The sequence below is a fragment of the Janthinobacterium sp. YR213 genome, from assembly GCF_900099875.1.
In the GTDB taxonomy this organism is placed as follows: Bacteria; Pseudomonadota; Gammaproteobacteria; order Burkholderiales; family Burkholderiaceae_D; genus Janthinobacterium; species Janthinobacterium lividum.
Map to the genome: position 1 here is coordinate 1,082,095 of NZ_FNDA01000001.1, position 12,210 is coordinate 1,094,304.

Sequence of the window (12,210 nt, forward strand, 5' to 3'; positions counted from 1 at the left end):
GAACAGAGGTAAAGCCGGTGAATCTGACGCCGGTAGACCACACGTTAATTCCACCATCTACAATCTGATAGTAATAATCTGGGCAGGGCAGTGTAACAGCCCAGAAACCGTCGTCAGACATACCAGTAACAGGTATAAATCGTAACGCTGTGTCATTCCATGCCGGTAATGTGAAAGTTCCAACCAATCTAGTCAATCGATCGGTAATTTCCAATCGAAGTACCCCATTAGCATTAAATACCTGAAGACCGGCAGGCATTACCACTCCCCCAATCTGACAATTAATTTGCCTGCTGCGTTATAAATACGGATACCCTTACTGTCATATTCAGTCCGTTGGCCGCTCTCTGCGCTGCGAATCAGGCCAAAGGTTCCAGTAGCAGCCACCAGCTCGCCTCTAAACGACCCGCCAGCCGCCGACAGCTGCCCGCTGAATGACGCCCGCCCATCCGGCGAAATGGTCAGGCCTGGCATGGCCACATAACCGTCGCTGCGCATTTCTACGAAAGCGCCGGCATTGCGATTGCCCATCAACAGGCCGGCCGCGCTTAGGTGAAATCCTCCACCGGCGGCGGCGCCCGGCCAGGAATATGCATTGGTCGGGTACCCAGGTCCACCGTGCAGTGTAGTGCCGTACAGGTCACCAGCGGTCACACTCCCCAGGTCCGCGCTGATAGCCGCCAGCTTGTCCACCGACAGCGCCTTGGCCGCCACCGAACCGTCCACCAGCAGATTGCCATTCAGCACCGTGCCCAGCACTAGCCAGGCGCCATTATCAAAATACTTCGTCACCGCATGCGTCGCGTCATACAAGGTCACCACGTCGCGGTTGACCGGTGCGCCATAGCCTGCACGCCCCAGTTCATACACTGCCGAGGCATCCGACCAGGCCGAGTACCCGGGCGCCGTCACCGTCACGGTACCGCGCTGGCCGGTGGCGCCATCGGCGGCCAGGCGCGCCGCGGCGGCCCATTCGCCTGGGGCGATGTCGTCGGTCGCCGTGCGCGATGCGGCCGTAGCACCTGAGGTGAACAGGTACGCACCGCCCGTCGTCGGCACCTGGGCCGACCAGCCATTGTTCAGGCCTGTCAGTGCGCCTGTGGCAAACGTGAACGTGCACGCCGCACTCGGTAGTGCCGGCGCGATGTTGGTCGCGCCGCGCTGGTAGATGCGCACGGGCGCCACGTTCAAGCCGTCGGTGCCGTCCTTGGCCAGCTGCACCGCCGCCGACCACTCATTGGCGGCGATATTGTCCGTGGCATTGCGCGAACTGGCTGCTGACACGCGCACGTACAGCGGCGCCGTGCCGGCAGGGATGTTCTTCGACCAGCCATTGGCCAGATCATTGCCGGCCGGCGTCGTGATGGCCGCCGTGGCGAAGGTAAAGATAACGTCGCCTGGAGAATCACCAGGTACCGCAGCGGCGCGCTTGTAGGCGAAGGCCTGGCCCGTGTTCAATCCGGCCAGGCCGGTATCGCCATTGACGCCGTCGAAGACCTTGCTGACCATGTAGCTGGCGATGTAATCGACACCAAATTCACGGATGCGTGCCTGCACCAGCGCCGTATCCGTAGTCATGCTGGAAAAATCGACGGTGGCCACGTTGCCGTTGACCTGCAACGCCGTGCCGGCGGATACGGAAAAGACGATATCGCCCACCACATTAACGGGCTTGGCGGTGATGGCGATCGAGCCGGGCGCGCCGGCGCCGGCGCTGTTCACGCGAAAGACGGGCGTACTGGCGGACATCAGGATCGCCTTGCCATCGGCCGTCGTGCTGAAGCGCTCCGCAGTCGCCTGCAGCAGCGTATCGCGCTCTCCCACAATCGCGCTCATGCCAGCACCCCCACCGTCACTCTGCCCGTCAGCCAGAAGCGCGACAGCAGTACCACCACGCCCGCCACGCCATCCTGCAAGCCGAAGCGTTCGGCGCGCAGCCGCACTGGCTGCCCCAGTTCCAGCATCATCATCTCGGGTTCTCCATCGAATTCATAAATGGTGCGCGGCACCTTGTTCAGGGCCAGACGCCGCTGCGCTTCCGCGCGGGCGTCGGCCCGCGTCTTGAGGCACGTATCGATCTGCACCGGGTCGTCGCTCAGGCGATAGCGTGCGCGCACCGCCTCGTCCACCACGGTCTCCGTCAGCCATTCCGTCGCATACAGGTCGGCATGCGCCGGCGGAATGCTGGTCGTCAGGCCAGCCTGCGGCGTCCAGTTCCGGTCAAAACCGATCTTCACGGCGGCCGTCACCGGCAGGCGCTGCGCGGGACGCAGCGAGCGTTCGCGCATCTGCTCCGGACTGATCGCCACCGGCACGCCGGCGGCCGGCAGCGCGATCTGCACCAGGCGCAGCTGGCCGGTGCGCGACATGATCGCCTGAGCGCCCACGCTGGCCGCCAGTTGCTGGATGGCCTGCGCCTGGTTCGTACGGTCAGCAACATACAGCCCCACCGGCTGCGGGTGGGACGCGTCGAAGGCGGCCAGGTTGTCCAGGTCCAGGTCCGCCAGGGCAAAACGGTCGGCCACCTTGCCGTAGGCCGTGGCGATACGCTGCACCAGCGGCGCGATGCGCGGCGCATAGCCGCCGCCCTTGTCGCCCTGTACGCTGGCCGTGATCGTGGTGGAAAACGGATCAGTAGTCAGGTTGAAGCGGCCCGCCTGGTCATTCAAGGCCACGGCAATCGGCTTGCCGTTGGTGCGCACTTCAAACGTCGATTCGACCGCGCCAAGAAAACCGTATTCCAGCGTGGCGGGATTGGTCAGCAAGGGCGCCACGTTGTGGCATTCGCCAAACGGTATCGGCAGGATGGCGTCCTTGTTCGGCGTCGTGCCACCCAGCTTCGCCTCGGAGATCGGCGTATTCAGGCGCTGCAGCTTGTCGCGCAGTACCAGGTTGACCGACTCGCGCCCCGCACTGGCCACGTCGGCGATGATGCCGTCAAAGACCAGCTGGAAGTCGGCGCGCGGCCAGGACGGATCGCCGGCCCAGGCCTTGATCGGCCGGTTCATCCAGACGTCGTCCAGCCATCCATCGAGCGCGCCATCGGCGTTATCGAGTTCGATATCGCCGCCCGACAGCCCCGCCTCGCCGGACAGGCTGACCTGTTCCGTGAAAGCCAGGCCGCCCTTGGCCAGCGGCTGATAGGCGGTATTCGCCGGCACTTCGCGCGGCCCGGTGATGTAGGGCCGCGAAGCGATATACCGCGTCACCTCGCTGCCGGCCACGTTCACTTGCGCCTCGATCAGCACCATGCGGATGGCCGACGGGCTTTGCAGCCAATCCTGAAATTGCGCATCGGTCATGCGTACTCTCCTTTCACTGCATTGGCCCAGGCGGATGCCCGGGACGATTTATCCACGCCATCGACCACCGTCCTGGCGGCGTTGGCATTCGATTCAAAGGTAGCCTGGATGGTGGCGCCCGTCTGCGACCGCTGGTCGGCGCGCAAACCTTCCAGCTCCACGCGCATGGCCTGGTTGTCTTCGCGCAGGCCGCGGATTTCGGCCACCAATACATCGGAGCCGACGTTCGCCGCCGACGAGTAGCGCACGGGGTCGAAGACGGCCGCCGTCACGGGGGAAGTCATCGCCGCCAATGCAGCGACCACGGGAGGATTACTGAACTGCACGCCGAGGTCCGCCGCACCACCCATCGCCGCCCGCAGACCGGCAATGGCCTGCGCCACCGTCAGCACACTGTCGTTAATCGTGATCAAGCCCGACACCTGGGCATTGAGCGCATCCAGGCTGGCCTGCTGCACGTCGACCTGCGCGGCCGCCCATTTCAACGCTTCCTTGTTCGCTTCCACCACGCGGGCATAGTCCGCCGCATAGCGGGCGTCGGACGCGTTGACCACTTGCGATGCCGTCAAAAACGCCTGTTCGGCGGCAGACAGGCCCGATTGCGCCGTCGTGTCCCCCGCATTCGCGGCAGCCAGGGTTTTCTCGAACTGGGCGCGCGCCTCGGCATATTTCTGTTCCGGCGTCAGCGTCGACTGGGCGCCCAAAGCCATGCTGGCATTGAGCCCGTTCAAGGTCGTCACCCACGATTTCGACTTCTCCAGCGCCGATTTGGCCGCCGCCGATTCCGTCTCGTAGGCTTTGGCCAGCGCATCCTTCGCGCTGGTCACCGCCTTGACAGCCTGGATCTGGTCGAACAATCCGCGATTAGCATCAGCGACGCTGGCGCGCTGGGCAGCCAGCAACTGCGCTTCAGTTTTCGTCAGCTCGTTCAACTGCTGCTGCATATCCTTGCGTTCGCCGGCGATGTCACTGGCCGTCTTGCTTACTTCGGCCAATTCGCCCGTGGCGGCGGCCAGGTCGGCCGCATAGTCGGCGGCCTTCTTGAACGGTTCAGCGATGGCAAGCAGCTGCACATACATGTTCTGGCCAGCGACCGTGTTCAAGTCCTGCGCCAGGACCAGTGCCTTGAATTGCTCGCTGGTCGTCACGCCGGATTGCCCCAGCGCCGCCATGGCGCTGCGCACCGACTTGGTGACCGGGTCCATCTGCTCGGCCTCGCTCAGGAAATTCTGCACGAAGAAGCTGGTGCCGCTGGTCAGGGTGTCGAGGTCTCCCGCCGCGTGTATCAGGCTTTCGCTCAGGGCCACTGCGGAAAGGCCGGAGGTGTTGAACGACTTGCCCAGCACGGCCAGCACGTCCGACACCTGCATGTAGTTGTTGGCCACACGCGCCAACGTTTCCAGGTAGCCCTCGCCCACGGCCTGGTATTTCTCCAGGCCGCCCACGCCGAACTTCGCCATGTCGTCGCCCAGCTTCGAAAAGGCTGCTTCCAGGGCTTTTTGCACTTCCTCGCCCTTCAAGTCCTTCAGGCTGATCTTGCCCAGGCTGACGACGAAAGAATTCAGGCGCGAGGTAAAGGCATCGCCACCCATGCCGAGCAAGTCGGCGGCAGAGACGATGCTCGTGCGCAGGCCGAGAACAATTTTCGTAAACTGGTCATTCGTTTCGGCTCCCATGGCCGTGAGGTTCGTGGACTTCTTGTCGCTGGAAAACCAGCCGCCGGACTTCTTGATATCGACATAGGAATTCACGTTGAAGCGCTTAGTATCAAGGTCGCCCAGGCTCGACGAGTTGGTGACTATGCCCACATCTTGCACCGTGGTCTTGCCGCCAAAGATGCTGCTGACGACATTGCCGATGAAGCCGCCGCTGGCACTGCCTTTGGTTCCCAATGCGGAGGTCAGGATGTCCGAACGCACCAGCAAGCTGCCCAGGCCGCCGATGCCCGAGACGATCTGCTTGAGCGAGACCACCATCGACGAGGAATACGCCAGGCCCAGGCCGGAATTTTTCTCCATGATTTCCAGGCTCTTGGCGATCGAATCCGACTTCGCGGATGAATCGCCGAGCACCGTGCCGGTGCCGTTGGCGGCCTGGCGGTCCTTGGCCGTCGTGTCGGCGCCACCGCCGCCGCTGAAGGCGCCGCCCAGCACGGCGGCAATCGCCGCCGCTGCCGCCGCATAGCCCCACGGCCCCATGGAGCTCATGAAGGACATGAACACGCCGGGTACCTTGGCCGCATTCTGCGCGGCCTGACCTGCCATTACCGCGCCGGTCTCTGTCGCCTGCCCGACTACCACCCCAGCGGCGGACGAACCCGATACAAACAGGCTGGTGGCCAGTTTTTGCAATTGGCCGGCCATTTCCACCGCGCGAAACGCTTTTTCGGCCCCTTCCATCAGCTTGTAGCCCGTGCTGTTTTCCTTGAAAAATCCCTTGGCCGCACCAGCCATGTCACGATAGCCCTTGATTTGCGCCTGCGCGCCATCTTCTCGGGCCTTGGCATACGCAGCGTCCTTTTTGGGTTCATCGTCGCCGGCATCCTTGAGTCCTTCTTTCAGGGTGCGCTGAACATCACGCTGGGCCTTCTGATAATCGGCAAAGGCCGTGCCCAACTTGCCTACCGCCGCCCCAGCCTTGCCGAACGCCTTTTCCAGCGCGTCGCCAATGGCCTTGGCGCCATCGACCGTGTCTTTCCACGTTTTTTCATCCGCTGCCTTGGCATCGGCGCGGTTCTTGGTCTCTTTTGCCTTGGCCTCCTCGTCGCGTTTCTTCGCCGCCGCTTCCTTCTCCTGGCGCGCCGTTTCCTCCAGTTGCGCCAGATCGGCGTTTACTTGCTGCTGCACGCGCACCTGCGCCGCGCCCGCTTCGGCGATCTTGTTGTCCCTTTCCTGCTGGCCCTGCGCCGTCTTCGCCTGAAAACCTTTTAATACGTCGGCTTGCTGCTGATAGGCCGCCACTTCGGCCGCACCACGCGCGCTAATGGCCATGCGGCGGTTCGCAAAAAACTCATCCTCGCTCAAGGCGCCGCCCTTGCGGCGCGCGTCATCGAGCTTGGCCTGCTGGTCATAACCTTCGGTCTTGATGCGCAACGCGCTTTGAATCGCCTGCAACTGACCTGCCAACACAGCGTCGCGGGGATCCGAGCCAGGCGCAGGGGGCGCGGCAACCTTGGCAGATCCCGCAAACGAGGCGTGCACTTTCTGCCGCAACTCTTTTTCCTTTTCGGGAGAGACGGCAACACCGCCGGCCCTGGCATTGGCCAGGGTTTCCTCGAGCTTCTTGATTTCCGCTACTTCACGCTCCGCCTTGGTGACATAGCGCTTCTGCATCTCATCAAGATCCTTGACCGCCTGCTTGCCATCGGCATTGCGTTTCGATTCGTCCTGGTCGGCCTTCGCCTTTGCTTCCCGCTGCGTCTTCTTGTTCGTCGCCACTTCCAGGGCCCTGGCCTGCTCCTGCTCGAACTGTTCCATCTGGACGCCTGTCAGGCGCGCCGCCGGGTGCGTGCCGGGAACCAGCTGACCCGTGCGGCGCACTTCAGCCGTGCGTTTCTTGATTTTTTCAATTTCGTCTTCCGGCGTCTCCTCGCGTCCGATGGAACGCATACCGTCCATGAAGCTGGACCAGAGATTCTTGCTACCTTGCAGCAAGGTGCCGATCATGCTGAGCTTTTCAGCCCGTTTTTGCAGGCCCGCGTTGATCAAGTCGCTCGCCACGACCATGGCTTCCTGCGTCTTGCCTTCCTTTTCCAGCGCGGCGATATGCGCATACTGCGCGCCCGTCAGGATGTTGTAGTTCTTGTCGTGCGTATCGACCCAGTTGGTCACGCCATCGGCCATCGTCGCGAAGTCAGCCGCCACGGCGCCGGCCGACTGGCCATTCATTTGCGCCATGGTGACGGCGGCCGCGCCAACGGAATTGAGCGCTTCGCTGGTAAACTGCCCCGTTTCCACCAGGGTCTGCAAGGCAACACGGGTATCGCCAAGACCTCCCTGGCTGGAATCTGCTACCGATGCCACCATGGTATTGAACTGCCCTTCCGTGATGCCGGCGGCATTGCCGGTCAATTCCAGGGCACGCGAAAACTTGTCCGATTCCAGCTGGCCCTGCACGAAGGCCTCTGCCACGAACGCCGCCACGTCAGCCGCCATCTGCAGCGCCAACAGCGGCCCCGCGCCCAGGCGCTTCATGGCCAGCTCCGTCAAGCCGGTGGCATTGGCCATCTCGCCCAGGCCATCCTTGATCTTCCCGATGTCGGCGTTCAATCCGGCTTCGCCGATCTTGGCCGAAGCCTTGGTAAAGCCATTGACCGCCTCAAGTGCCTTGAGCAGACCGTCCGCGGCGTCGCTGCCGCCCGCGCCCAGGGCGATGTTCGCGTCGGCCGCCGTGCGCGCCGCTTCGGCCTGCGCGCGCACCCGTGGTTCAAAATTGCCAAACTTGCTGCTGGCTTTCTCAACCTGTTCGCCTGTCTGTTTACTGGCGGCTGCCAGGTCATTCACTGCCTGCGTTCCCGCCTTGATCTCCGCCGCATTCACGGCAATTTTTAACTCTGTTATCTCTGGCATGGTTGGCCCATAAAAAAGGCCGCGCATGGCGGCCGGGTTGGAAAATGCGGGTCAGCCCGCCGCATGCTGGTGCGACAGGAACAGCGCGTCGAGCTGGTCCAGCAGCTGGTGCTCGAACGGCTCGATGGCGATGGCGTGGCGCGCCTGCCAGGCGAGAATTTCCGTGCTGGCGATGGGGTTGACGGCCATGCCGTTCTGCCGCTTGCGGTTCAATTGCGCGAACCATTCCCACACGTGGGCCAGCTCGAACGGCATTGGGGGCGTCGCCTCTTCAGGCGGCGCGCGGTACAGCGGATGGCGCCGGGCGGCATCGATATGCTCGCCCTTGGCATGGCCATCGGCCGCGCGCGCGCCGCGCTCGAACTGGTGCCCGGCGTAGTGCAGCAGGCTGGCCGTCAGAGTTTCAAAAAATTCGACTCGTTTTCCAGCGCCGTGGTGACCTTTTCCTGCCAGGTCGGGTATTTTTCAAAGGCCGCTTCCAGCAGGGCCGGATCGAGCGGCACGGGGGCGCCATTGCTGGTGAAGCCGTACCAGCCCGTGACCACGGCCAGCGCTAGGCGCTTCTGGTTGCCGTCGATGGCTTGCACCAGCAGTTCCGCGCCTTCGTCGGTGGAGGCGTCGATGGCCGTCTTGCGGCGCGCCGATTTCTTGTAGCCTTCTGCGCGCACGGCGTTGTTGGCCAGGCGATACTGCTCGCTGTTCTTGCCGACGATGGTCAGGCCGGCCACCGCTTCGCCATCCGCGTCGAAGATGACGGGCACGTCGAACGTGACTGGAGTGGCGGCCGCATGGATATTGCCGATGTCGAAACCTGCCTGGATTTTTTGCGCGTTGTTCATATGTGCTGCTTTCTGGATGATGTGAAAAAATGTAAAAAGGCCGCCATCAGGCGGCCCCGGGTCAAGCGTCAGCCGCTTACAGCGCGCTGTCCTGGATGGTCAAGGTGGTCGCTTCGTGCTGCGCGTCGGTGCCCTTGTAGCGCAGGACGTCGAAGGCGCAGGTGACGATCTTGTTCTTCTCGCCGTCGTCGATCTTGGCCGAAGTGATCTTGATGCGGCCCATGGCCAGCGCCAGCACGTCGGCGGTGGGCACCGTGCCCGACGCCATGGCGTAGGCCAGCGGGATTTCCGTCTCGGACTTGAAGTAGTCGAGGTAGGTGGCGTCCTGCAACAGCACCGTGAACTGGCCCGAGCCCATCACCTTGCCGCGCGAGGCGGCCGTGGCGTACTTCGAGCCGATCACCGGGTCGACCTTGACCTGGCCGTCCAGCGAAACGGACATGCCGGTGCAGATCTGCGACGGGATGCCGTTCACCGACAGCATGGCCGTGGCGCCCGAAAACTTACCGGAGCCCGGTGCGGCCAGCGGCGCGGGGAAGTACGGCACGGCCGTGGTCGGGCCTTCCGCCTTGCCCATCAGGGTAAAGTCCAGGCTGGTGATGCCGTTCGGCTGCACGGCGATATCCATCTTGCTGACCAGCTGGTCGACGAAGCTGCGGTGCACGCCGATCTTCGGGTCCTGCACTTCGGCCGTGAACCAGTCGGTGGTATGGCCCGTCAACGGGGTGAAGCTGCGCTTGCCCACGGCCGCCACGCCGACCGAGTCGCCGGCCGCCTTGACGATCATCGCCGAGCCGTCCATGAACTGGCCATTCAGGTTGGTGGCCGTCACCGACGTGACGAAGAAATTCTTCGCGTTGTTGGCGGCGGCCGGCGCCGTCATGCCGGTGATGCGCACCACGCTGCCGGCGCGGAAGCCTTCGCTCAGCCAGGAACCGGCGCTGCGCGTCAGGCCGGAGGCTGCCGCGGCGATGGTGGTTTGCGCCGCAGCCACGCCGCCTGCCGTGAAGTCGCGGCGCAGCAGCGCCGCCATCAGCGGTGCATACGTGCCGCACGCCGCTTCGGCCTTGATGGCGCCCGTGGTGCGGAAATTGCCCAGGCGGGTATCGCCCTGCTGCTGGCTGGCGTCGATTTCGGCGCTCGCGTATTTGTCCGCTTCCGTGTCGAAAGTGGCTGTGACGCGGGGGTAAATCTGGCCGCCGCCGGCGGCAGCCTTGCTGCCTTCGGCGCTTTGTTTGCTGATAACGATCAAGCTGTCGATGCCGTTTGCTGTCGATGCCATAGTTGTAAAACCTTTCGTGAGATAAAAAAAGACCGCCAGGGGCGGTCTTGGGGAAGGAACTGCGAATAATCAGGAAGACAAAAACCCGCGCGCGGTGAGGCGGCGGGCTGGCGTCCGGATGGCGCGGGGCCATGCCGGACGGAAGGTGGGCGAAGAGGCCATGAAGGCCGTTCGCTGCGCTGAGTTCCCCTATCGGTGTCGCGCCTTGGGCGCGTCTATTACGAGTGGAGAAGCATGTGGTGTACTGCGGTGCTGCCGGTGTTGCCTGTTGCTGCGTGATCGAGACTCTATTGTAGGGGCGTTTTTTCCAGTGCCAGGCATATTGCAGAAAATTTGTCAGTGGCCGAGGCGGCGCATGGCGCGGGCGCCGTGCGACTGGAAGATGCCTTCCAGTTCGCTGACCATATCCTTGATGCGTTCGAGCTCGAAGCCGCCGGAGCAGCTGATGGCCGCCTCGCCGGCGCCGTGGCAAGCCTTGCAGACGACAGGCGCGCCGGCCTGCATGGCAGCGACGACGCCCGTGCCGTGGCAGACCTTGCATTTGCTGTCGAGCCAATGCGCGAGCGACGCTTCGGCAACGCGGCGGTACAAGGTATTGGCCGCCTGCGCATCCCAGGCCGTCTGCGCCTTGACCCAGCGCCGCGCACGGCCCTTCTGCGTCACGGCAGCCGTCCAGGCGCGCAGCAACTGCGCCAGGTTGCCCGCATTGCCTTCGAACAGGCGGCTGACGGTGCCGTCCGCATACTTGACGCGGCACAGCAAGGCACCCATGTCGCCGGCCAGCGCGGCCGCCGCGATAACATCCAGGTCGTGGTGGACGGCATCGTCGCGCAAGTTCTGCGACGACAGCGATGCGATGAATTTTTCTGCAAACCCCATGATTTCTCCTCGTTGATACTAATCGTTATTCTGTGCCGGGCCAAACAGCGCCGCCACCAGCGGATCGCGGTGCGCCGTGCCGCGTGCCCAGCTGGCCGTGCGGCGCACTTGCGGCGGCAGTTCGGCCCAGCCATCGACCTCGTCATCCTGCTCACCCAGCGCGTACAGGGCAGGCCGCTGGCGTCCCGGTTCCGTGCAATGGCGCTGCGCCAGGTGGATCTGTCCCATGCCGCACATGTGGCGCAAATAGCGGCTCATGGTGCCCGCATCGAGTCCCAGCAAGGCGGACAATTGCGCCGCGCTGGCCTGGCCCTGCTCGCGTATGTACTGCGCGATGCGGGCGATATGCAGCTGCGACTTCTTGCTGCGTCCCTGTAACTGGCGCCCCTGCCGCGGCGCCGCCCTGCTTTCAACCAACTGACTGCTGTTCAACATCTGCCTGACCTCCCGTGGTGTCGCCAACCGGCAGACGCTGTAGTGCGTTTGCGACAGGCAACGAGTGGACTTTATCAATCGCTAATGTTAAAGTCAAGCATTTGGTAATTTATCAAACGGTAAATTTCAGGTTTAATGTGGAGATGAATATGTATCAATACAGACGCGACCGCCTGCTGGTCCTGATCCGCGAGCACTACGACAACACGCGCAAGAAAATTTCCGACGTCAGCGGCTGGAGCGAGGCACGCATCTCGCAAATCCTCTCGCCCACCTACCGTGAGGGCCGCGCCTTCAGCGAAAAGATCGCGCGCAAGCTGGAAGCGGACCTGCAGTTGGACAGCATGTACTTCGACCAGGGTGCGGCGCCGGACCAGGTGACCATGGCCGCGCGCGCGCTGGCAGGCGTGCAGGCCGTGGTGGTGGAAGATGGCGAGGATGAACGCTTCTACCCGATCCGCAAGGTGAAACTGCGCCTGTCGGCAGGCATCACGGGCTTTGCCATCGAACCGGAAACGCACGACGGCAGCACCATCAGCGTGCCGCGCAGCTGGGTCGAGCGCAATGGCTACCATCCTGAAAAACTGGTGGCGATCAAGGTCAAGGGCGAGAGCATGGAGCCAGCCCTGTATGAGGACGACGTGGTGATCATCAACACGGCCGACAACCGACCAGCCGACGGCATTGTGTTTGCGATCAATTATGAAGGCGAGCCGGTGGTCAAGCGCATGGCGCGCGATATCGGCGAATGGTGGCTGACGTCGGACAACCCCGACCAGCGCAAATACCATCGCAAGCTGTGCCGTGGCAATGAATGCCTGATCGTCGGCAGGGTCGTGCGCAAGGAAAGCGACCGGATTTGAACGCGAAGTTTATCAATTGATAAACTTCGCTTGCTTCCTGGC

Annotated in this window: 9 protein-coding genes; 1 reads left to right on the forward strand and 8 read right to left on the reverse strand. The window is 63.2% G+C overall.

Going from position 1 to position 12,210, the window contains the following annotated elements; genetic code table 11:
* Positions 1 to 258: 258 nt before the first annotated feature.
* The 8 genes from BLT98_RS04790 to BLT98_RS04825 all read right to left on the reverse strand — a co-directional run bounded on the left by BLT98_RS04790 (position 259) and on the right by BLT98_RS04825 (position 11,305).
* Positions 259 to 1,836: a hypothetical protein gene (locus BLT98_RS04790; RefSeq protein ID WP_092605643.1), complete on the reverse strand. Its 1,578-nt coding sequence runs from the start codon at positions 1,834 to 1,836 to the stop codon at positions 259 to 261.
* Positions 1,833 to 3,302, reverse strand: a complete 1,470-nt coding sequence (locus BLT98_RS04795; RefSeq protein ID WP_092605645.1) for a hypothetical protein — start codon at positions 3,300 to 3,302, stop codon at positions 1,833 to 1,835. Before BLT98_RS04795 ends, BLT98_RS04790 begins: the two co-directional genes overlap by 4 nt.
* Positions 3,299 to 7,870: a phage tail length tape measure family protein gene (locus BLT98_RS04800; RefSeq protein ID WP_170846292.1), complete on the reverse strand. Its 4,572-nt coding sequence runs from the start codon at positions 7,868 to 7,870 to the stop codon at positions 3,299 to 3,301. The genes BLT98_RS04795 and BLT98_RS04800 overlap by 4 nt, the downstream gene beginning before the upstream one ends.
* A 51-nt stretch (positions 7,871 to 7,921) precedes the next feature.
* The gene (locus BLT98_RS04805; RefSeq protein WP_051991236.1) at positions 7,922 to 8,125 is read right to left on the reverse strand and encodes a phage tail assembly chaperone; all 204 of its coding nucleotides are present in this window, start codon (positions 8,123 to 8,125) and stop codon (positions 7,922 to 7,924) included.
* 140 nt (positions 8,126 to 8,265) lie between these two features.
* The gene (locus BLT98_RS04810; protein WP_070220938.1) at positions 8,266 to 8,709 is read right to left on the reverse strand and encodes a hypothetical protein; all 444 of its coding nucleotides are present in this window, start codon (positions 8,707 to 8,709) and stop codon (positions 8,266 to 8,268) included.
* A gap of 76 nt (positions 8,710 to 8,785) precedes the next feature.
* The gene (locus BLT98_RS04815) at positions 8,786 to 9,991 is read right to left on the reverse strand and encodes a phage tail tube protein (protein WP_092605649.1); all 1,206 of its coding nucleotides are present in this window, start codon (positions 9,989 to 9,991) and stop codon (positions 8,786 to 8,788) included.
* A 336-nt stretch (positions 9,992 to 10,327) separates the two neighbouring features.
* Positions 10,328 to 10,870, reverse strand: coding sequence for a DnaJ-like cysteine-rich domain-containing protein (locus BLT98_RS04820; RefSeq protein WP_034783962.1), 543 nt, complete (start codon positions 10,868 to 10,870; stop codon positions 10,328 to 10,330).
* An 18-nt stretch (positions 10,871 to 10,888) separates the two neighbouring features.
* Positions 10,889 to 11,305, reverse strand: coding sequence for a FeoC-like transcriptional regulator (locus BLT98_RS04825; protein ID WP_034783960.1), 417 nt, complete (start codon positions 11,303 to 11,305; stop codon positions 10,889 to 10,891).
* A gap of 149 nt (positions 11,306 to 11,454) precedes the next feature.
* On the opposite strand from BLT98_RS04825, the gene BLT98_RS04830 reads away from it, so the two are divergent.
* Positions 11,455 to 12,168: a S24 family peptidase gene (locus BLT98_RS04830; RefSeq protein WP_092606911.1), complete on the forward strand. Its 714-nt coding sequence runs from the start codon at positions 11,455 to 11,457 to the stop codon at positions 12,166 to 12,168.
* The last annotated feature ends 42 nt before the right edge of the window (positions 12,169 to 12,210 follow it).